16 protein-coding genes are annotated in these 21,376 nt (G+C 34.5%); 11 read left to right on the top strand and 5 right to left on the bottom strand.

What is annotated here, in order from left to right:
- The first annotated feature begins 54 nt into the window (after window positions 1-54).
- The 5 genes from gwsG to ACNKXS_RS13875 all read left to right on the top strand — a co-directional run bounded on the left by gwsG (window position 55) and on the right by ACNKXS_RS13875 (window position 6,810).
- Window positions 55-1,038: a grasp-with-spasm system ATP-grasp peptide maturase gene (gene gwsG, locus ACNKXS_RS13855; protein ID WP_417921375.1), complete on the top strand. Its 984-nt coding sequence runs from the start codon at window positions 55-57 to the stop codon at window positions 1,036-1,038.
- 209 nt (window positions 1,039-1,247) lie between these two features.
- Window positions 1,248-2,288 carry a grasp-with-spasm system SPASM domain peptide maturase gene (gwsS, locus tag ACNKXS_RS13860; protein ID WP_417921376.1) on the top strand — a complete coding sequence of 347 codons (1,041 nt, stop codon included), beginning with the start codon at window positions 1,248-1,250 and terminating at the stop codon, window positions 2,286-2,288.
- 11 nt (window positions 2,289-2,299) lie between these two features.
- Window positions 2,300-3,331 carry a DUF6624 domain-containing protein gene (locus ACNKXS_RS13865; RefSeq protein WP_417921377.1) on the top strand — a complete coding sequence of 344 codons (1,032 nt, stop codon included), beginning with the start codon at window positions 2,300-2,302 and terminating at the stop codon, window positions 3,329-3,331.
- 9 nt (window positions 3,332-3,340) lie between these two features.
- Complete coding sequence (locus tag ACNKXS_RS13870) at window positions 3,341-5,515, top strand: peptidase domain-containing ABC transporter (protein ID WP_417921515.1); 2,175 nt, start codon at window positions 3,341-3,343, stop codon at window positions 5,513-5,515.
- Window positions 5,515-6,810, top strand: coding sequence for an HlyD family secretion protein (locus ACNKXS_RS13875; protein ID WP_417921378.1), 1,296 nt, complete (start codon window positions 5,515-5,517; stop codon window positions 6,808-6,810). Before ACNKXS_RS13870 ends, ACNKXS_RS13875 begins: the two co-directional genes overlap by 1 nt.
- A gap of 436 nt (window positions 6,811-7,246) precedes the next feature.
- Here ACNKXS_RS13875 and ACNKXS_RS13880 read toward each other — a convergent pair whose 3' ends face one another.
- Entirely contained in the window at window positions 7,247-7,885 is a 639-nt protein-coding gene (locus ACNKXS_RS13880) for a hypothetical protein (RefSeq protein ID WP_417921379.1), read from the bottom strand.
- Window positions 7,886-8,999: 1,114 nt separating this feature from the next.
- On the opposite strand from ACNKXS_RS13880, the gene ACNKXS_RS13885 reads away from it, so the two are divergent.
- The 3 genes from ACNKXS_RS13885 to ACNKXS_RS13895 all read left to right on the top strand — a co-directional run bounded on the left by ACNKXS_RS13885 (window position 9,000) and on the right by ACNKXS_RS13895 (window position 12,922).
- A complete protein-coding gene (locus ACNKXS_RS13885) occupies window positions 9,000-11,399 on the top strand; it encodes a hypothetical protein (RefSeq protein ID WP_417921380.1) in 2,400 nt (799 codons plus the stop codon).
- A gap of 118 nt (window positions 11,400-11,517) precedes the next feature.
- Window positions 11,518-12,486 carry a hypothetical protein gene (locus ACNKXS_RS13890; RefSeq protein WP_417921381.1) on the top strand — a complete coding sequence of 323 codons (969 nt, stop codon included), beginning with the start codon at window positions 11,518-11,520 and terminating at the stop codon, window positions 12,484-12,486.
- Entirely contained in the window at window positions 12,479-12,922 is a 444-nt protein-coding gene (locus tag ACNKXS_RS13895; RefSeq protein WP_417921382.1) for a hypothetical protein, read from the top strand. Before ACNKXS_RS13890 ends, ACNKXS_RS13895 begins: the two co-directional genes overlap by 8 nt.
- Before the next feature lie 707 nt (window positions 12,923-13,629).
- Here the strand turns inward: ACNKXS_RS13895 and ACNKXS_RS13900 are convergent.
- The gene (locus ACNKXS_RS13900) at window positions 13,630-13,806 is read right to left on the bottom strand and encodes a histone H1 (RefSeq protein WP_141878309.1); all 177 of its coding nucleotides are present in this window, start codon (window positions 13,804-13,806) and stop codon (window positions 13,630-13,632) included.
- Between the two features lie 340 nt (window positions 13,807-14,146).
- Between ACNKXS_RS13900 and ACNKXS_RS13905 the strand changes: the two genes are divergently transcribed.
- Window positions 14,147-15,166 carry an acyl-CoA dehydrogenase family protein gene (locus ACNKXS_RS13905; protein WP_417921383.1) on the top strand — a complete coding sequence of 340 codons (1,020 nt, stop codon included), beginning with the start codon at window positions 14,147-14,149 and terminating at the stop codon, window positions 15,164-15,166.
- Entirely contained in the window at window positions 15,163-16,482 is a 1,320-nt protein-coding gene (locus ACNKXS_RS13910) for a PIG-L family deacetylase (protein ID WP_417921384.1), read from the top strand. Before ACNKXS_RS13905 ends, ACNKXS_RS13910 begins: the two co-directional genes overlap by 4 nt.
- On the opposite strand, the gene ACNKXS_RS13915 is transcribed toward ACNKXS_RS13910, so the two are convergent.
- The 3 genes from ACNKXS_RS13915 to ACNKXS_RS13925 all read right to left on the bottom strand — a co-directional run bounded on the left by ACNKXS_RS13915 (window position 16,401) and on the right by ACNKXS_RS13925 (window position 19,253).
- Window positions 16,401-17,588, bottom strand: coding sequence for a glycosyltransferase family 2 protein (locus ACNKXS_RS13915; RefSeq protein ID WP_417921385.1), 1,188 nt, complete (start codon window positions 17,586-17,588; stop codon window positions 16,401-16,403). The two genes, ACNKXS_RS13910 and ACNKXS_RS13915, sit on opposite strands and share 82 nt — an antisense overlap.
- A gap of 204 nt (window positions 17,589-17,792) precedes the next feature.
- Window positions 17,793-18,473, bottom strand: coding sequence for a type 1 glutamine amidotransferase domain-containing protein (locus ACNKXS_RS13920; RefSeq protein WP_417921386.1), 681 nt, complete (start codon window positions 18,471-18,473; stop codon window positions 17,793-17,795).
- Between the two features lie 177 nt (window positions 18,474-18,650).
- A complete protein-coding gene (locus ACNKXS_RS13925) occupies window positions 18,651-19,253 on the bottom strand; it encodes a hypothetical protein (RefSeq protein WP_417921387.1) in 603 nt (200 codons plus the stop codon).
- A 238-nt stretch (window positions 19,254-19,491) separates the two neighbouring features.
- On the opposite strand from ACNKXS_RS13925, the gene ACNKXS_RS13930 reads away from it, so the two are divergent.
- Window positions 19,492-21,276: an alpha-amylase family glycosyl hydrolase gene (locus ACNKXS_RS13930; RefSeq protein ID WP_417921388.1), complete on the top strand. Its 1,785-nt coding sequence runs from the start codon at window positions 19,492-19,494 to the stop codon at window positions 21,274-21,276.
- Window positions 21,277-21,376: the final 100 nt, after the last annotated feature.

Below are 21,376 nucleotides of genomic sequence, written 5' to 3' on the forward strand. Positions count from 1 at the left end.
ATAATCATTCTTGGCCTGTAAAGGTCAAGAATGATTTTAATAAAATGATTTTCAATGGTATTAATATTAAGTCGACAAGATGATGGTTCTACTGCTTTCGTAGGTCAATGGTTGCAATATTTACGAAAGGATTTTCTTCGAATTAACGGTGATTCCGATGTTATGAAATTCAAAGGCATCGATATGAAGAATAAGAAATTGCTCATCGAGCAAAACTCTCAATGCTATAATATTTTTGATTTTAGTTCATTTTGGTATCGTAGAAGAGGTATGTCGAGTAAAAATCTGCAGGTTGATACTATAGATGAAAAAGATGCCATTTTTCCTGATAATATAAGTTATCATGGTAGGCATATGACTGCAGAGTTAAAAGAAATAATTTCTTACGTACACTACATAGCAGAGAAAAATGCTTTGAAAATAATAGGCGGGCATGAATCTGTAAATGTGAACAAGCTCAAAGTTCTTGATTTAGCCCAAGATTCTGGATTGAAAATTCCTGAGTCCTATGTTATGAGTTGTAAAGAAGATTTGATAGAACTTGTAAATCAAAGAGGAAATGAAGTAATTACTAAGGCACTTAGTCAGGGAGTATATTTTTTTACAAAAGACAGACATTATTATTCGTATACTGAAAAATTAACGTTGGAATCAATAGAAAAGCTTCCTAATTCTTTTTTTCCATCTCTAATTCAATTAGAGATCAAGAAAAAATATGAACTACGTATTTTCTATCTGCATGGTCAATTTTATACAATGGCAATATTTTCTCAAAATGATGATAATACCAAAGTAGATTTTAGAAAACAAAATAGTGAGGATCCTCATCGTAGTGTTCCTTTCAACTTGCCATTAGAAATAAAAGAAAAGTTAAAAGTCATATCTCAGAAACTTAACTTGAATACAGGATCGTATGATATTATAGTTGATAAAGATGACAATTTTATTTTTTTGGAAGTAAATCCTATCGGCCAATTTAGTATGACCTCCTTTCCATGCAATTATTATTTAGAAAAAAAAATAGCTGAATACCTATGAAAGTTAAACTGAATAAACTTAAAATAAAGAAATCCGATCGGCAAAATCTCCCAATATTTTATAATTTCATTTCCTATAATGATTTTCAGACTATGGAAAATGCAGACGAAAAAATAAGTTTTAGTAAAGAACTGAATTGTTATATCGACCATCCGGCACCAACAAAACTTATATCTAAGATTATTGATTTTTCTAAAATTAAATAGGTTATGGTAACGATAGATTTATTATTAGATAGTAAAGATCAATATGTTTATTTATTCTCCGATTGCTTTTTAGTAAAAGGACATACGCGTACAATGATATGTGATGTATCTAGAAAGAAAATGTACTTTATAAATAATCCGTATTTTGAAGTCCTAGAGGAATTAAAATGTACTAAAATAGGTGATTATATTCATAATTTGGCTACAGAAGATGACCTAGAGATTTTCTGCCAGTTTTTGAATTATTTATTTGAGAACCAATTGGCTACAATTGTTACAGAAATAGACAGCTTTCCACCTATAGAGATTCAATGGGATAGTCCCCATCACGTTTCTAATGCTATTATAGACATACGTGATAAGGATCATCCGTTTGGTAAAATATTTATGCAATTAGACCATTTATTGTGTCCCCACGTTCAAATACGATCTTATAAAATTTTGACTTATGAGTATTTACATAACATTTTATGCAGTTATTCAAAGATTTCGAATTTCAGGCATATTCAAATACTAACTAAATACAGTAGTCAACTCAACTTGTCCATGTTCATGGAAATGACTAAGAAATTCCCTATGATTTCCATTGTTTTTCATTCAGTTCCAGAAAAAGATATAGTAAAACTGCAGGGATATGCCTCTTCTTTAACTTTCATCAATGAACCTATTGATTCCTGTAAGCAATGTGGAATTATCAATAAAGAGTCATTGGGACTTGGAGGCTTAAGTAATTTTATGGAAAATATGCTTTACAATGGTTGTCTCAATAGGAAGATTTCTATCGACGAGAATGGTAATATCAAGAATTGTCCTTCGATGACGAAAATTTATGGGAACATTGCTGATGAGAAACTTGAAGAGGTTATTGAGTTTACAGCATTCAAAAATCTGTGGACTATTAAAAAGGATGAAATTAAAAAGTGCCAGGACTGTGAATACAGGTACGTATGTACAGACTGTAGAGCCTATTTGGAGGATGAAACGGATATTTATTCCAAGCCATTAAAATGTGATTATGATCCATACCAAGGAACATGGAAATAAATTATAGCGAGATGAAAAATTATGCATTTTTATTATTTATAATATTATTAAGTTCAAATATGCGCAGCCAGACTAGTTTTTTAGAAAATTTTAAAGAATTGAGCCAGCAGGCATATACAGAATATCAAAAAGAGAACTATCAAAAATCTGCGGAATTGAATGTTAAAGTTTTTCGCCTGTTGGATAAAAATAATGTAGAACAAAAATTTGATCCAGCTTATAATGCAATTTGCACATTTGCTTTAGCTGGAGAAAAGGACAAAGCATTCGAATGGTTGGAATTCTTAGTTAGAGAAGGAAAGTTGAATAATTATAATTTTAGATCTGATCAGGATCTAAAATCCTTAAAAGGTGATCCTCGCTGGAATAAGTTAATAGAACAAGGAAAATCTAAGGCGAATATGAGTGAGAATTTAAAGATGGTCAAGTCAGAACTACAAGACATTTATAAATCCGATCAAGAGATAAGGTTTAAACTAATGAATTTAAGTAATGAAATGAAAGAAGAGACAAACTCTGAAAATTTAAAACGTTCATTTCAAGATTTAGTAGTTAAAATGAAAAAAATTGATTCTATTAATTTATCCAAAATAGAATTAATAATAGAAAATTATGGCTGGCTTGGGCAGGATAAAATTGGTTATGAACCAAGTCAAGCTCTTTTTTTGGTTATTCAACATTCTGACCTCGAAACTCAACTGAAATACTTGCCTATTATCAGAGAAGCGGCATTGGCAGGCGATACTGAAAAAAGTAACCTTGCTTTAATTGAAGATAGAGTAGCCCTAAGAAAAGGAGAAAGACAAATTTATGGAAGTCAAATTTGGACAGATCAAAATTCAGGGAAGCAATACGTTGACCTGTTGATGGATCCTATTAAAGTAGATGAAAGAAGATCTTCCATGGGGCTACCTCCCATGAAGTCTTATCTGCAGCAGTTCTTTGGTATGGATTGGAATGCTGAAGAATACAGAGATACTATCCTGCCAAAGCTCATAAAAATAAAAAAGAAATCAAGTAGTGAACCAGGTGATGAAAGATAAATAATGGGTATAGATAAATTTCCTCATTATAAGCAACCTGACGCTAAGGATTGTGGGCCAACGTGTTTAAAAATTATCGGTAAATTCTATGGAAAGAATTTAAGTATAAGCGAACTTAGAAAGTTGTCTGAGACGACAAGGGGAGGGAGCAGTCTGTTATCGCTGAGTAATACTTCAGAGAAGTTAGGGTTTCATAGTATAGCTGCTAAAATCTCACTTGATTCCCTAAAAAAAGCACCCTTACCATGTATCTTATTTTGGAATGATAACCACTATGTAGTACTTTATAAGTATAAAAAGGATAAATTTTTTATATCGGACCCTGCTTACGGTAAAATTTCCTATTCTATAGAAGAATTTGTTAAATTATGGTCCACTAGTAATTCAAAAGAGGGGATAGCCTTATTATTAGATCCAACGCCAAAATTTTTTAATAATTCTTTTGCCAAAGAAGAAAACAAATTTGGATTAAGATATTTTGCTCATTACTTGTATCGTTATAAGGCATTCTTAGTTCAATTAGGAGTTGGATTAGTAGTTGCAAGTATTTTACAGGTATTTGTACCATTTTTAACTCAGAGCGTAGTAGATGTAGGAATTAAAAATCAGGACATTGATTTTATTTATCTTATACTTATAGCACAAATCGTACTTTTTATAGGAAAAAGTCTAATAGAAATTATCAGGAGTTGGATACTCTTACATTTGAGTACCAGAATAAATATTTCTTTTATTTCTGATTTTTTCATTAAGTTGATGAATCTTCCGATATCATTTTTTGACTCAAAAATGACTGGAGATATCCTTCAAAGGATTAATGATCATAAGCGGATTGAGCAATTGTTGACCAATTCAACCTTGAACGTTTTGTTCTCCAGTGTCACCTTTCTAGTATTTACCTTAGTTTTAGCTTATTATAGTGCAGCCATATTCGGAATCTTTCTAATCGGGAGTATTTTATATTTTGGATGGATTTTTCTCTTCCTTAAAAAGAGAAAAGAATTAGATCATAAGCGTTTTTCCATTAATAGCGAGGAACAAAGTACAGTTATAGAACTTATAAATGGAATGCAGGAAATTAAACTTCACAATGCCGAGAAACAAAAAAGGTGGCATTGGGAACATCTTCAAGCTAATATATTTCGAGTATCCGTGAATAGCCTATCCTTAGAGCAATATCAATCAGTAGGATCCTCATTAATCAATGAATTAAAAAATATAATTATTACCATCTATGCAGCCAAGCTCGTTATTACCGGAGAAATAACCTTAGGTATGATGTTGGCAATTTCCTATATCGTTGGCCAACTTAATTCACCAGTTCAAGAATTTATAGGTTTTGTGAAGCAATTTCAGGATGCAAAAATCTCTATTTCAAGACTTGCAGAAATTCATAGTAAGGAAGAGGAAGATGATAATGCTATAGGAGGTTTCTGGATTGACAAAAATACTTGTTTAATTATTCAGAACTTAAAATTTAAGTATCCAGGATCGGCAGCTTATGTTTTGAATGGGATCAATCTTGTAATTCCAGCGAATAAGACTACTGCCATAGTTGGGAGTAGTGGAAGTGGAAAAACAACCTTAATGAAAATGTTGCTTAAATTTTATGAGTCTAATGAGGGTGAAATCTTGATTGGTGAAAATAAACTTAGAAATCTATCTGTAAAAAGGTGGAGAGAGCATTGCGGGGTAGTAATGCAGGAGGGTCACATATTCAATGATACTATAGAAGAAAATATCATCATGGGATCTGAATTAGTTAGCTATGAAAAACTAAGATATTCGACTAAAATTGCTTGCATAGATTCGTTTATTAACGAATTACCCTTACAATATAATACTGTTATAGGAAACGAAGGCATGAATTTGAGTACTGGACAGAAGCAACGAATCTTAATTGCTCGTGCTGTATACAAAGATCCTGATTTTATATTTTTTGACGAAGCAACTAGTGCTTTGGACGCAAACAATGAAAAAAATATAATAGAAAATCTAAATAAATTTTTTCAAGATCGTACAGCAATCATAATTGCTCACAGACTTAGTACCGTGAAATCCGCTGATCAAATTTTAGTTCTAGAAGATGGGGAAATTATCGAAATAGGAAATCATGAAACATTGGTTGCTAACCAAGGTAGGTATTATAATTTGGTTAGGAACCAATTAGAACTAGGTGTATAATGCCGGAAATAGAAAGTTTAGATCAAAACCGTACAGAGGAAGTTAGGGATATCCTATCCAAGACTCCATCGTGGATGATTAGATGGGGTAGTACAGCTATTTTTCTAATTTTAATTGCTGTCCTGGCATTGACATACATTGTAAAATACCCTGACGCGATTTCTGGCCAAGTGGTTTTAACTTCGCAAATCCCACCTGAAAAAAAAGTTGCCAAAATTTCCGGTACTATTAGTAAATTGTTTGTAGAAGATGGAGAAATTGTAGAAAGTGGAGAATTACTAGCAGTTTTGGATAATGCGGCTGAATATCGCTCTGTACTCAAGTTGAAAGTATTATTACAGAGATTTAAGGAATCCAGCTATAATAGTACAATGAGTTTCAAGACGGTTTCAATGGGCTCCCTTGGGGAGATCGCAACTGACTATGCTAATTTTGAAAAAGCTTTATTACAGTTTAGGATGAACGAAAAGCTAGATCCATTTACTAAACAATTCTATGCGAATAAAAATTCAATACAAGAACTAACACTGAGAATAGAAAATACGATCGATCAGAAAAGGATTAACCAAAAGTCCTACGAGCTTTCTAAAAATAATCTTGAGCGGAAGAGAAAATTATTTGATAAAGGTGTAATTTCTAAGCAGGAATTTGAGTCCGACCAGATGGCACTTTTAAATAAAGAACAAGAACTTAAGCGATTTAATATAACTATTTCTCAGTTGAAACAGAATTTGTCAGACGCAATGAACAATTCTTCTAAAACTGAAATCGATTCAGAAATTATGGAATCTCAATTAAAGAAGGATTTGGTAATTGCAAGCAATCAATTACTCAAAAGTATAAGAGAGTGGGAAATACTCTATACCATACAAACAAATTCTGATGGAACTGTAGCTTTTCTAGATGTTTGGAACAATAATCAAAATGTACAACAAGGTCAAAATGTTTTTACAATAGTGCCACTTCAGAATTCCAGTTATTTAGCACGGATGAAGGCGCCGGCAAAAAATTCCGGTAAAATTGAGCATGGTCAGGATGTAAATATTCGTTTATTAGGATATCCAGAGGACGACTATGGAGTGTTAAAAGGAAGTGTACAATCAGTTTCGCAATTGCCTGATGAATCGGGATTTTATTTTATAGATATTAGCCTTAGAAAACCATTAATTACTTCATATGATTTAGAAATACCGTTTCAATATGAATTGTCTGGTCATGCAGAAATTATAACTGCTGATGAGAGATTAATTGAAAGAGTTTTTAAGCAATTTAAAAGTATTTTTAATAGAGGTTAATCTAAATTCAGCATTTCGAAGAATACTCTTTATTAGATATTTAGTTTCAGGTGTTACTAATATTCTATTTTAACAGTCTAAGGAGTGGATATATTATCAGAAGTTTATTACTTCAAAAAAAAATTTGGTTACTTTCAATGAAAGAGAATTAGATATTATAGAGAGGTACTTTAAAGCTATATAAAGAAACTTAACCAAAGAATTTATGAAAATCTCACATCAACTCCTAGTATAACACTTATGTAAATTTATTTATTAATGAGATTTAAAGCAGTCACTTGGTTGATATTTTATTTTGATACATTGGCTAGACGGCTTTCAATAACTTAATTTCAAAATTTATATAAATAAGAATCATTTCGGCAAAAATTCAATTTCTGGATTTTAGATTGATAAAATAAACTTTAATAAATTTTTTCTGATTAGGATTTCTCTACTATTTAATTTCAAAGCTAAATTTATTTTGTGTCTTATATTTTTCCTGTTTTCCAATAGACAGCATAAATCTGTCATATGCAGCTTTTTTTAACCACTGCGCCGTTAAGTTAGACTCCAAAACTTTACTCCTAGCAGCTTGAGACGCTAATCCTGAAGCAATTTTATAGTCTGCACTATTGTTGCTATGATGAAATATAAATGCTGCATGAAATTGATTTAGGGGATCCGTAATTTTGTTTTCGGAATAGATATCTTTCACTTGTGACAATCGTAAACTATCCCTTTCATCCAGTTTACTTATAAATTTTACGTAAGATCTCAATTCTTTTCTATCGCTTTGATCAGTTTCATAAGCATATTTTAAATTTGCCTCAATATTTTCAGATTTGATTATTGCTTTGTTATATGGTCTAAATAGGGAAGTAATTATACCAATTACACATATTAAGATGATATATATTGGCACCTTATGAGCTCTATTATTTAGATTTTTAAATATCGATAATAGACCAACCAATAGTAAAGTTGCGATTGAAAGAACAGTCATGATTATTAATACATAATTGAACCATCCAGTTTTAAAGGATAGTATCGCTGCGAATATCGCTAAACTAAATATTACAAATGTTTTCTTCATAACAATAAGTATTTTGAAATAGTATACGGTTTGACATATCTATGTAATTGTGACACAAATTATTTTTGCAACTCATTTCTTTTGGTTAATCCTTAAACCTTTTCGAATAAATAGCCTTCCTATAGAGTTATTCTTGAAATTTTAATGAATTACTTTTAACTTACCAGCTTTGTAATTTAAATATTATTGATTCTACAGTACTAATATAATTAATAAGGGAATCAGGTAACTCTACCTTTTGTCAATCTACTTGAGAAAAATCACCGGATTTTGCTTTGACTTTGACGATTCAATTCGTCCGTTACATTTATGTAAATTAGGTTTTATAGTAAAAAATTATTAATAACTAACCGTAAAATAGGTAGGGCTTAGTTATCAGTGAAAGAAAATCCTAATAACATTTCCTGAAAGCTAAATTTTAAAATATTTCATGGTGATTAGTTACTTGTTACGATCAATTCTACTGTGATATTTTAATATTATTAACAATAAAAATACCTTAAGTTATTTCTTAGCTCAAGCTCTCTGATTCCAATATTCTTTTCCAATCTTAATGTAAATAGAGATTTTCAAGTAGCAACCTTATTAAGAATAACGTATGATCGGGTGATAGTAAGTTTAAGTACTATAAAATGATTTTTGATAATAATAAGAATTATTAAAGTCGTTATAAAATTTTATATAAAACATTGTAATTACCTATCTGGGTTACCTTTATAGGTAGTTGACTAAAAAAGAATTTTATCTAATTGCTTTAAACCTAAATACATCATTAGATTTTGGAGATCTAACTTTTCTATACAGTTGCTTAATTTGAAAAGCAGGTTGATTGTAACGTTAAAGCTCCATGTTAGACTTGGAACAAAGGAATTAAATTACTGCTATTGTTTATAAGTAAAATTTGTATGAGATTCACTTTAGACTCAAATTTTCACGAGTTATAAATGAAAATCAAATTATAACGTAATAAAATTACGGTAATGTTATTCTTCTCAATTTATGATTTTAATAATTTTATCTAATTCATTTTCGAGGTCATTTAATTTTAGAAACGGATCTATAGTGTAAAGTACCTGAGGATATTATAAATTTTAATCATTAGCAAACTTTTTAAATGAGATTCATTTCAATATTAATTTTATCTACTTTATTTTTTTCTGTTAATGCTTCAGAATATGCATGTCCAGAAGTATCTTCGCCAAGTCAATCTTTCTGTATTAATAATGGTCCAACGGTAGCGGACCTAAGGCCTACTAATGTGCTGTGGTTTAGTAGTACCGATTCCGGTGCAATACCACTTGCAGAAGCTACTCCACTTATAGATTCTATGGTGTATTATGCAGGAGACCAAGAAGGAACCTGTATCACTCGTCCTCAAGTTATAGTAACCCTAGTGGAGCAGGCCTATGCTGGAGAAGATGCTTTGCGATGTTATTCCAAAAAGGAGATTGATTATTTAATTAAGGACTTGGGAGATATTCAAAATTTCTACCTTGATATGTTGTCACCAGGTGTACCCAGAAATGGTGATTTTTATCCGGGGCGCCGAGCTATTGCTGAGCAATATAATAGCAATAGCTATGGCGATTTTAAAATGACGTATACAGTTTCTAACGGAAATTGCGAAGATTCTGTGGATCTGACACTTAGAGTCCAGCAAGAAAATCCGTCTGGTGAGAAAGTAGTAATTACACTTTTAAAGAATCAATCCCCGGTTAATTTAATAGATTATTTAGACGAAAATATTACTAGAGACGGAATTTGGAATAGATTTGGAAATGGCATATTTGATCCAGCTTCAGACGAAGAAGGGGAATTTATATATATGACTGGGGGCTGCGGCAGTACAGATTCGGCGACTGTTAGTGTATCAGTAATACCACCTGGTTGTCCTACGGTACTGAAGACTACCCAATCTTTTTGCCGATCAAGTTTTCCGGGCAATAAGATATCTGATTTGGTCGCCACGGATAATGGAGGAGGAGTTGCCTGGTATAGTGATAATTCCTCTACGACAGCTTTGAGTTTTGATACTAATATAGAAGATGGGGGTATTTATTATGCGGGGTCTTCCGATGGGGCTAATTGCGTGAACGAAAGGATAGCAGTAACGGTAGATTTTATCGATACGCCAAATTCAGGAAAAACTACCTACTTAGCCTTTGATTCAAATGATCAAACGGTGGATCTTCGCGATCTGATTAAACAAACCGAGCCTGATTGGCCTGTAGATGGCGACGGTTTTATGACTCCTGGGACCAGTGGTGGAGGTACGGTTTTCACTCCATCTTTGGATGGGAACTGGACAGGAGAAAAGCAGTTTAGACATACTGTTACCAGTACTTCGGAATGCCCTGATGATGATACGTTCGTTTATATTACGATCAATGCTCAGCCAAATTCTGGTCATCGATTAGTTTATTTAGGAGGAAACCAGATTGAAGCACAGAATTACTTAAATAACAATGAAATTCAAAATGAGGAAGGCTTATTGGTAAATATATGGACTGCCAGTCAATTAGAAATTAATTCTGTATATAAAATCAATGTTGCTGGAGAGGATCGTTTCTATTATGTGAATAAATTATATTCAGATCCTCAATCTGAGCCTGATTTAACCCTCACTTCTAATACTGAAATAGAGCAAAATCTAGCAATAGAGGTGTCTAATTCTACTCTTCAGGAAGTAACAGAAGTTGGAAGTAATACCAATAATCGAATAAATTTTCAGGGTGGAGTTACGATGAGTAATGACCAGCTTTTACTGGAGGGAAATACTATGAGTACATCTTTTCCTTTATCGATAGCATCAAACAATGATTTAAGTTCAATAAAGGTATTCGATGGGGTAATTGTTCATAGTAACACTGAAAATACTCTAGAGGATAGCTATAATTATAAAGGAAAGGGAGAACTTCATCTTTCCACTAATACTGTAAATTCAGAGTTAAGCTTATTATCCGATAGTAGCGGTAGGAACCAATTATTAACTCTTGAATTAGATGAAAAAGCGATATCAGTTAATTCTCGAAAAGTTCAAGGACATTATAGTATTCGTCAGGAATTAGATAGTTTACCAGGCAATTTAGATTTAATTTTTGAGAATAAAGGGATGAATCCGATCTCTTTTCAATCGGATACCACCACGGTATTTAGTGGGCAATTACAGTTAGGATCCTCGATAGAGTCAGGGTATGACCTAGTAGTGGAAGGAGCAATGATTTCAGAATCGATGGTGATGAAAATAGAATCCAACTGGCCAGATTATGTATTTCAGCAAGATTATAAATTGTCCTCGTTAGCGTCGATTAAATCTTTCATAAAGAAACACCATCATCTTCCTGGGCTGCCAACCTCTAAAGAGGTAACAGGTAGAGGATTAAATATAGCAGAGACTAACAGAGTCCTCTTGGAAAAAGTAGAAGAACTTACCTTACACCTGCTTCAGTTGAAAAAAGAAGTTAACGCGATTGACATTCAGAATATTAAATTAAGTCAAGAGATAAATAAATAGAATTTAAAAAATACCGTAATAAATGTATGGTAATAACATTTCAGTGCGATAAGAGTATCGTTACTTTTATTTTCTAATTATTATTAAATTCTACATTAACTACATTTAAACTTTAAACATGCAATCAGTCAAATCTAGCATTCTTATAACATTCTTTTTATTTCTTTGCTATGGAGGAACAGCTCAGGAAACTTTACAGAGTATTACTGAAAACGGAGCTACCACTAATATTGGTGTAGGTTTATACAATGGTGGAGCCGTGGCTAACCAAAGATTTGTAATAGATGGTTTATCAATGGGATATAGAACGCCTTTGCTAGTTAAGAGAAATCTTGATTACTTAGGAATGGTGATGGATCAAGCGGCAATGCGTTTCGATATTCCAATGGACGCATTGGACAATGCCCCGTCATCTCTAATGTGGGTGTATCCTAATTCTGGTATTCCTTACATGAGAAGAATAGGAAATGATCACACCATATTGAAAATATGGAGTCCTCGAGAGGCTGACAATGCATATGAATCAACTTTAGCACTAGTAAACGGTGATCAGTCACAAGAATTTTTGGATTTGTATAATATGAGCTATCCTAGTAATCATTCTTATGGTATAAGGATGCAAAAAAGGAATGGAGGGGCCTACAAACCTTTCCATTTTGAATATAGTGACGGTACTGAAACCTATCCTGTTTTAACTTTGAATTCAGATAAAACATCTTACTTCTATGGAGATATTGGAGTAGGAACCACAAATACAGAAGGATATAAATTGGCAATTAATGGAAACGCTATTGCCGAATCAATGACGGTGAAACTTAAAGCGAACTGGCCTGATTATGTTTTTTCTGATGACTATGGTTTAAAATCTCTTGATGAAGTTGAAAGATTTACAAAAGCTCATAAAAGGTTACCTAAGGTGCCAAGTGCTGTGCAGATTGCAAAGGATGGAATGAATCTCGGAGAAATCAATAGAATTACTATTGAAAAAGTGGAAGAAATTTTTCTTTATTTAATTGAACAGAATAAAGAAATTAAGAATTTACAAATAGAAATTCAGAAATTAAATAATAGAATTACAAATGATTAATTCAAGATTTTTGTTAATAGCATTCTTCCTTTTATATAGCTCTCATGCCTTATACTCTCAAAAAAACGATAAGCAAAAGCTACAGTCCGATAAATTAAAAAGTTATAAAGAAAATGAAAACTTAGTTCATGTAGGAGTAGGGTTAAAGGAGAAAAAAGAAAGGAAAGAGAAGAAAAAAGATTTGACCTTTGGGAAAAGATATAGCATGTATATATCAAAGATACCGGATGTTTTTGTGGGATTAAATCCAAAAGGAACAAAGGATGAAAAATTTGCTCTGAAAATTCAACGTGCAAAGCTAAGGGACAGTATTAATAACAAGAGGAAAATTAACTATTTAATTGACACTGTAGCTAATAGTAGGAAAGGTGAAATCATTTTTGATGGAGGTATATACCCAGGGGTATTAGATAAAAAAATAAAGTCTACTGAATAATATATTTTTAATTATAACAATATAGACTTAGATTAGTAGGAGCTGAATTAGGTGCTTGATTTTACCAACTTTACTTGGATAGCCTTTAATTAATGGCTGTTTGTAATTATAAATAGTTCCTCTTTCTCCGCAACATTAACCCCATTATCTTTTTGATGATGGGGTTTTGCTTTTTTATGATCTTTGGATTTTAACGTGAGAAGTTATTGAAGAGAAAGTCAACCCTTGAGAAATTTATAAATGAAGAATAAATATTTTGTCTTATAACGGTAGACCCATAAATTTCCATTTCTGAACTTTGGAAATCATTTTATTATTAGCTAGAGTATACTATTCTGCGAAAATAAACGCTAAAGTAGTTTTACTGCTATTAACTACAACCTCAAACTTGGTAATTTCATAATAACATCCACTCTTTTAATAGATAATTCTACAACTGCTTAGATTGCCAAATCAATTCGTTGAAGGTTCCGGAATTTATAGTAGTAAGACTTTAATAGGATGATAATTCCCAGGAGAAACTAGAATATGAATCAGATGTTTAGATAGCCACAAATTAGGGATCAAGTGAATGAGGTCACTGGGACTAAAAATTTTTCACTAGAATTAATCGAATTCAATTTATGCAGAACAGTAATTTCAAGACTTAGAGGTGAATCGAAATTTCTATTTAATAAAAAAAACCTCCTTTTCAGGAGGTTTTTAGTTTACTTTTTTGATTCTGCAACAGAGACTTTACGAAATTCTTTTAGAAGTTTTTCTAATTCCAAAGATGCTTTTCTTGCTCTGGTTCCAGCACTTTTATTACCACTCTCTAATTGAGTATTGGCCTCTGTCTGGAATGATTCAAATGTTGACTGAATGTTTTCAACTAGTTCTTTCATTTTTGAGATTTTTAGGTTAATGTGCGAAAATAGAAGATTTTTCCGGGATGCGGACCTCTTCCTGCACTTTTCGTAGCACCATTGGGTGATGGAGAGATTCATTTACATTTGATTATTCAGAAAAGCATTTTTAATTAAGTGAATATTAGTTTTCTAATATGATTTGATCATAAAAATTTTTCGATTAGTCCTGATCCCTTTGAATACATCCATTAATATATTTTCAAGCGCTTAAAATAATTTAGTATGATATTAACAAGGGAGTGCAGGGTACATTCTATTTTTATTTTAAAAAACAAGCATGCCCCATTTTGAAGATATTAATTCATGTTGTTTAAAGATGCCAGAAGATTCAAGGCATTTTCCAGCGGCTGCAATGCAATTGCTTCATGAACAATCATTGCTGCAAATTAATCTTCCGAAGAGATTTCGAGTAATAGATGAATGCATACCTGTTTATGAAACACTATGTAAGATTGGTCAATGCAATCTATCTGTAGGGCGTATTTATGAAGGTCATTTAAACGCGATCAAGCTAATTAAGGATCATGGATCTGAGTCACAACAGGAGTATTTTTTCCAGGAGGCCAGAATTGGAAAATTATTTAGCGTTTGGAATACAGAAATGAGTTCTGAAGCCCTAACAGCACAACTAAGTCATAGCAAGCTTCAACTGAATGGAGCAAAAACTTTTTGTTCAGGAGGATTACAAATTGATTATGCGATCATAACTGCTGAAGTTGATGAGGATAAACAGATGTTGATCTTTCCACTCAAGGAATATCCGAAACTAATCGAGGACTGGTCCCTGTGGAATCCCATGGGAATGAAAAACTCGGTAAGTTGCCGAATCGATTTTTCGGGGATAGAGATTTCAAGCGATTTGAAGTTAGGTGAATTAAATGCTTACCAGCAACAGCCGTGGTTTTCGGGTGGCGCCATGCGTTTTGCTGCGGTTCAACTCGGCGGGGCAGAGGCATTGATGCACTCTACGATCGATCACCTGAATGCACAAAACAAATCCAGTGACCCTTATCAACAACAGCGTATGGGCACGATGGCGATACTGGTCGAATCTGGGAAGTTCTGGTTACAAAAAGCCCAGGAAATAGATGATCATCAGCAAGATTATTCTTCAGCTGAAATTGTGAATTTTGCCGATATGATGCGCAGCGCAATTTTAAATATTTCCGAAGAAATCTTACAGCTAACCGAACGTTCTATTGGCGTCCAGGGTTTTATGGAAAATCATCCAATGGAGCAGGTTTACAGGGATCTTAAGGTATATCTCAAACAACCTGGACCGGATCTTGCGCTCAAAAATGTAGGAGCTTATACTTTTGATCATTATAAGAAATGAAAAATACCCGGGATCACATAGAGAAAGCCCCATTTCTAAATATCGAAGGACTCCACAGGGATTTGGGAAAAGTGATCATTGTAGCCCCACATCCCGATGATGAAAGCCTTGGCTGCGGAGGATTAATTGCTCATTTAGCTGCTCAGAATGCAGAAGTATACGTACTATTTCTTACCAATGGTGATGCTTCGCATCCGAATTCCAGTAAATTTCCACCAGATGAATTGGGGAAATTGCGAAAGTCTGAAGCGATTAATGCCTGTAAGATTTTAGGGGTAAAGGAAGAAAATCTCATATTTCTAAATGCTGGTGATGGGAAATTAGCTGAAAAGTTTAAAAATGACAATTCGGTCATTAATGATTTAAAACAATTCTTTCAGCAAAAGGAACCGGACACTATTTTTTCACCCTGGCGTAGAGACCACCATATTGATCATGTTGCTGCCTACAACCTGATCAATAAAGCAGCGGAGAGCCTGGAAAGCACTATTGTTGAATATCCAATCTGGCTCTGGAAAAAAGGAGAACCTGCCGACTGGCCCGCCAAAGATGAGGTTCTGGTTTTCAGATTAAAGATAGATTCTGTAAAAGAAATTAAGAAAGCAGCGATCCAGGCTCATATAAGTCAGACTACAAATTTGATCGATGATGATCCTGAAGGTTTTATTCTTACTGAAGATCTAATGCAGCCTTTTATAGGGAATTATGAATATTTCTTTTTTCCGGCCAAATCTAAACCTGCAGTTAGTGAAATCTATTTCGAGAACTTATATGCAGATAATGATGATCCATGGGATTTTGAAACTAGCAGTTACGAGCAGGAAAAATATCGTAAAACAATTGCTTCGGTCTCAGGTAAGTCATTCGAGAACGCCCTGGAGATTGGATGTTCCAACGGAGTTTTCACCAGATTATTAGCTCCAAAGTGCAAAAATCTACTTGCTATTGATCTTAGTCAGGAAGCCTTAAAATCAGCTAGAAAAAGGTGTGCCGGGTTATCGCAATGCAAGTTCATTCAATGGGATATTAGCAATGGTCTTCCAGGAAGTAATTATGACGCCATCTTTTTATCTGAAGTAGGTTATTATTTCGATCTGAACACATTAGGTATGATACTTAAGGATATTACGAACTCTTTGCAGCCAGGTGGAATTTTAGTCATGGTGCACTGGACGGCATACGTTAGATCATATCCACTTACAGGACAGCAGGTACATGATCACTTCAGAAAAAATTACTCTAATCGTTTTAAACTGCTTAATTCGGAGCGAGCTGAAATGTATATTTTGGAAGTCTGGGAAAAAACTGAAAAATAACCCTCTAGTTCGTTAATAGCTTCAGCTATCCTGATATTAGGATGGTCGGCATTCCATGGAGAATGATCTTTCAAAAAATTTTCGAGGTAAATGACCAGTGAATTACTATTATGGTGGATTTCAATTAAAGATAGCAGCGCCTGTTTCTGAATTTTCAACCGGTGACCGATAGAATTCAGAAGTTCTTCAGAAGGCTGGGAATAGTATTGTTTTATTTCAGCAAAAGCCGTGAAGCGTTTTCTTAGTTTAGCAAAGCCTTCGACATTTTCAGTTTTAGAAGCCGACCAGTTCTGGATCTGGGAACCAAAACCACCCTGAACCCTGGATGAGCTACGGCAGGAAGTAGTAACTATGGGCTCCATCGCATGTTTAATATGATAACCATAGCTTATCACTTTCTGATATAATGCGATATCTTCCAGGCAGGGGATAGGAGGTATGCCTCCAATTTTTTTATAAACGGAATTTCGAACCGCCATGTTAGGTCCTGAATTATGAGAGTGCCTCGGCCAGGGATCAGATTGCTGTGGGTATATTTCACTTTCCAGTCTGCTTACCAGGTCAAGATAATGCCTGTTTTCAAAAAGATTTTTCTTTGCTTCAGCATTTAAACCTTTTATGTCTGGAATTATCTGTCCGCATATAAGATCTACCGGTTCAGTTTGAAATTTTAAAAATGAATCGAGCCAGTTCTTATCTGCTATGGTATCAGCATCGGTCATGATAATAAAACCGTTATCAGTAAGTCTTTGGCTGGTAAGATCCATTAAAACTCTCCTCGCAGCACCAACATTATTGATCGCTGGATTGTTTGTTACATAAATATAGAATGGAAACCCGGGATGGAGTTCCTGAAATAGTTTACATAGCTCTACAGTATGATCATTACAGTTATTGCATAAAACCAGAACTTCATATAAATGAGTAGGAACGGCTTTATCTCCTGACAGCTGATTTGCCAATGCCGTCAAGGTTTTCCAGATCGTTTGCTCCTCGTTCCTGGCAGGAATACAAACACTTAACTCGATGCGGGATGATAGCGAGGGCGTTTGGTTACCATAAGTTTTTAGCCCAGCAACAATCTTTGCGATAGAATCAATATTCACTGAAAGTTTTTACCCGAAAAATACTCAATTGTTCTTCTGAAATAATACAACTTATAATGAAATTAACAAATGCAAGGGTTGTGTTCTGAAATAACATCCAGTAATTGTGAATTGTCTACTAGACGCAGTTCAAAACCAAAAACCCTGATCTGTAATCAGGGTTTCTGCTCTTTATATTAATCAGTATAGATAATTCCAGATCATTTACTTCCAGAAATTTACTAAGGCCTTTGCAGTTGGTTCTGCAGACAATGGATTTTGTCCGGTTATTAATAAACCATCAACTTCTACATGTGAAAGGAAGGGAGCGCTTGCATTATGATATTCACCTCCCAGTTCTTTCAGTCGGTTCTCAAGTGTATAAGGAATATTGTCCATTTTAAGCGACATTTTTTCTTCAAGGTTTGAATAGCCGGTCACTCTCTTACCCTTCAATAAGCTCGGTTCAATTTCAGCAGCCTTGATGAGTGCTGCAGGTCCATGACAAACTGAAGCTACCGGTTTGTTACTTTCAATAAACTCCAGGATCAATTTTCCGCTATCATGATTTGAGGCAAGATCGAACATGGGGCCATGCCCGCCAGGAAAGAATAAGGCATCATAATTTTTTGCGGAAACCTCTGAGAGAATTTTGGTAGTATTTAATGCATTTTGAGCAACTTCATCGTCTTGAAATCTTCGATTGGAACTAGTGATATGCTCGGTTAGTTGGCTCATTGGGTCAATAGGCGGCTTGCCACCCATAGGACTGGCGATCTCTATCGAGTAACCTTCATTTTTAAAAACATAATATGGATCTGTAAATTCTCCAATCCATAAACCAGTGGTACTGTCTGTGTTTTCCAGCGCCTTGTGAGATGTCACCACCATTAATATCTTCTTCATAACTAGATTTTTGATTTAATTGAAATTACCAAAAGCCCGCTAAATTGAAGTTTTCCGTATCATAAATCATTTATAAATTTTCAGAATCCTAAATTTTGAATGAGCTAAACAATAGATATTTTTTAAGTGCCAGAGAAATGTAATTTAGCTCCGATGCTTCCATTTGGCAGTAAGTATCTATTTTGAACTATCCGGAAGGAGAGGATCAATGTTCTCAAGTATGTCTTCGAATCTGAGAATATCCTTATCCAGCACCGTCCTTATCTTTTCTTTCATCCTCAGGATATTTCCGGAATTATCATCAGCTCTTTCCAGGTATACAGTTCTAAAATATTTGATCTGGTTAGTGATATAGTCACCATAATCTCCAAAGAAATTTGAATCAACCAGCAATTGATTGAAGTTTTCGAGATTTGCCGATTCATTTTTTGCATAATAGCGGTTTAAAGCAACCAGATTTACTTTCTCCAGGAATTTGTCATTTAGAGAAACTGAAAGCACAGGATCAACCACTTTGTCCAGATCCAGTGATTCTCTAAACTCCCGTAGATCTGCAATCGCGTGATGTATGGAAGATTTTAATCCGGGTAGGGAAGATTTGAAGAATCGATGTGCATCTGTGGCTTTATCGTCTCGCTGCACCTTGTAGAGCCAGAATGCGATTATAAAGCCGAATAGGGTCAATAAAACTGCTGTGCCATCCATAAGCATAGACCATTGATTTGGGTCCAGGCTCCATTTTTTGGATAAGATATAATACTGCTCTTTCTGTTGAATCACTACTGAATTTTAAACGTTTCAGCTTTTAATATATGCAATATTCAGAATTAATGGATGTTCCCATGTCCAGTATTATTTCTGAAGCTTACTTCTTCCGGAGTAGAAAAGGTAAAGAGAACGGTATCAGCTGAAGTGCAAGTTAATGTAATGATAATTAACGTTTTGTAATAAGATCTGCAGCTACTTTTACTTCTTGTTTTGAAGACTTGAATTAACGATCTAATTATCAATAATTAATATGGAAACTATCATAAAACGCTCACCGGGAATGGGATGCATCATAGATGAAGGGCTTACCACCTTTCGCGTATGGGCTCCAAATGCCGAGAAAATATTCGTCACGGGAACCTTCAATGAATGGAACGCCGAAAACCTGGAACTTGAACATGAAGAAAATGGTTACTGGGCTGGTACGACCGATAAGGCAAAGCAAGGCGATGAATACAAATACATCATCCACAATAATGGTGAAACTTTCTACCGCAACGACCCATACGCGTTTGAGCTCACCAATAGCGATGGTAATTCTGTAATTCGTGATCTTAACTTTGATTTTGGCGATGATCAATACCAGTTACCATCTTTCAATCAATTAGTAATTTACGAACTACACGTAGGAACTTTTAACAGGAAATCGGCAGATACTGTTGGAACTTTTGAAGATGTTATCGAGAAACTGGATTATTTAAAAAACCTGGGAATCAATTGTATAGAACTGCTTCCGGTAGCTGAGTTCCCGGGTGGAGAATCCTGGGGTTATAACCCGGCGCATCCTTTCGCCATAGAACAGGATTATGGTGGACCAAACGGACTGGCAAATCTGGTTAAAGCTGCTCACCAGCATGGAATTGGAGTGATCATGGATGTTGTCTATAACCATTTTGGCCCTTCAGATATGGATCTCTGGCAGTTTGATGGCTGGTCGCAAAATGATAAGGGTGGTATTTATTTCTATAATGACCATAGAAGCGAGACTCCCTGGGGTGACACCCGTCCAGACTATGGTAGGGAAGAGGTAAGACAGTATTTAAGAGACAACGCCCTCATGTGGATAGAGAAATATCGTTGTGATGGATTGCGCATGGATGCGACCTCCTATATTCGTTTTGAAGGTGGAGGTCTTGGAGAAGACACTGCTATTGAAGAAGGAAATCAAATGATGCGTGAGATCAATGCTGAAATTCAGGAAAAATATCCTCATATTATTACTATTGCTGAAGATCTTAAAGGTCATGATATGGTAACCGATACTATCGAAGATGGCGGAATTGGTTATGGTTCCCAATGGGATATGAATTTCGTACATCCCGTACGTGAAGTACTTACAGATACACATGATGATAGCAGGGATCTGGAAAAGATCGCTGGTGCATTGCAGTTCGTGCAAAGCAAAGATGCTTTTAAAAGGATTATTTATACTGAATCTCATGATGAAGTCGCCAATGGAAAAGCAAGGGTGCCCGAAGAAGTTCAGCCTGGTGATGCCGAAAGTGCTTTCGCTAAAAAGCGATCTCTGCTTGGGATAGTACTCACACTTACTGCTCCCGGAATTCCTATGGTATTTCAGGGTCAGGAATTTATGGAAGATTCTTATTTCCAGGATACTGTAGAACTCAACTGGGAGAAATTTGAAAAGCATCAGGGAATTTCCAGATTGGTAAGTGATCTTATTAAAATAAGAACAGGTGAAATCGCGGGCTATGAAGGTCTAAGACAACAAGCTATTGAAATCATACACTTAAATAACGATTCTAAAGTTCTGGCATATCTTCGAGGCGAAGAGAACTCCAAAGTTCTCATAGTTATAAACTTTAGTAATACAGATTATACCGAATACAATCTGGATCTTGCTGAACAGTCCAACTGGAAGCTGCGTTTAAACACGGTAGCTAAAGAGTATGATGATGATTTTTCAGAAATGGAAGTTCATGATCCGGAAATACAAGTGGAGAATTTAGAAGAAACGAACACGGGAACTTTTGAAATTCCAGGATATTCCGCACTCATCTTTATTCAGGAATAGACCAGTAGTTCAATATTCCCGCTAATTGGCGGGAATATTAATTTTCCGCGGAGGTTTTATTTTTCAACTCACGATTCCATAATCGAAAGCGTTTTCTCAG

The sequence above is a fragment of the Christiangramia marina genome (assembly GCF_048285865.1).
GTDB lineage: Bacteria > Bacteroidota > Bacteroidia > Flavobacteriales > Flavobacteriaceae > Christiangramia > Christiangramia marina.

Excerpts from the sequence above, each read along its gene's own strand:
- gwsG (WP_417921375.1), top strand. The coding sequence starts at position 55 with ATGGTATTAATATTAAGTCGACAAGATGATGGTTCTACTGCTTTCGTA.
- gwsS (WP_417921376.1), top strand. The coding sequence starts at position 1,248 with ATGGTAACGATAGATTTATTATTAGATAGTAAAGATCAATATGTTTAT.
- ACNKXS_RS13865 (WP_417921377.1), top strand. The coding sequence starts at position 2,300 with ATGAAAAATTATGCATTTTTATTATTTATAATATTATTAAGTTCAAAT.
- ACNKXS_RS13875 (WP_417921378.1), top strand. The coding sequence starts at position 5,515 with ATGCCGGAAATAGAAAGTTTAGATCAAAACCGTACAGAGGAAGTTAGG.
- ACNKXS_RS13880 (WP_417921379.1), bottom strand. The coding sequence starts at position 7,885 with ATGAAGAAAACATTTGTAATATTTAGTTTAGCGATATTCGCAGCGATA.
- ACNKXS_RS13885 (WP_417921380.1), top strand. The coding sequence starts at position 9,000 with ATGAGATTCATTTCAATATTAATTTTATCTACTTTATTTTTTTCTGTT.
- ACNKXS_RS13890 (WP_417921381.1), top strand. The coding sequence starts at position 11,518 with ATGCAATCAGTCAAATCTAGCATTCTTATAACATTCTTTTTATTTCTT.
- ACNKXS_RS13895 (WP_417921382.1), top strand. The coding sequence starts at position 12,479 with ATGATTAATTCAAGATTTTTGTTAATAGCATTCTTCCTTTTATATAGC.
- ACNKXS_RS13900 (WP_141878309.1), bottom strand. The coding sequence starts at position 13,806 with ATGAAAGAACTAGTTGAAAACATTCAGTCAACATTTGAATCATTCCAG.
- ACNKXS_RS13905 (WP_417921383.1), top strand. The coding sequence starts at position 14,147 with ATGCCAGAAGATTCAAGGCATTTTCCAGCGGCTGCAATGCAATTGCTT.
- ACNKXS_RS13910 (WP_417921384.1), top strand. The coding sequence starts at position 15,163 with ATGAAAAATACCCGGGATCACATAGAGAAAGCCCCATTTCTAAATATC.
- ACNKXS_RS13920 (WP_417921386.1), bottom strand. The coding sequence starts at position 18,473 with ATGAAGAAGATATTAATGGTGGTGACATCTCACAAGGCGCTGGAAAAC.
- ACNKXS_RS13930 (WP_417921388.1), top strand. The coding sequence starts at position 19,492 with ATGGAAACTATCATAAAACGCTCACCGGGAATGGGATGCATCATAGAT.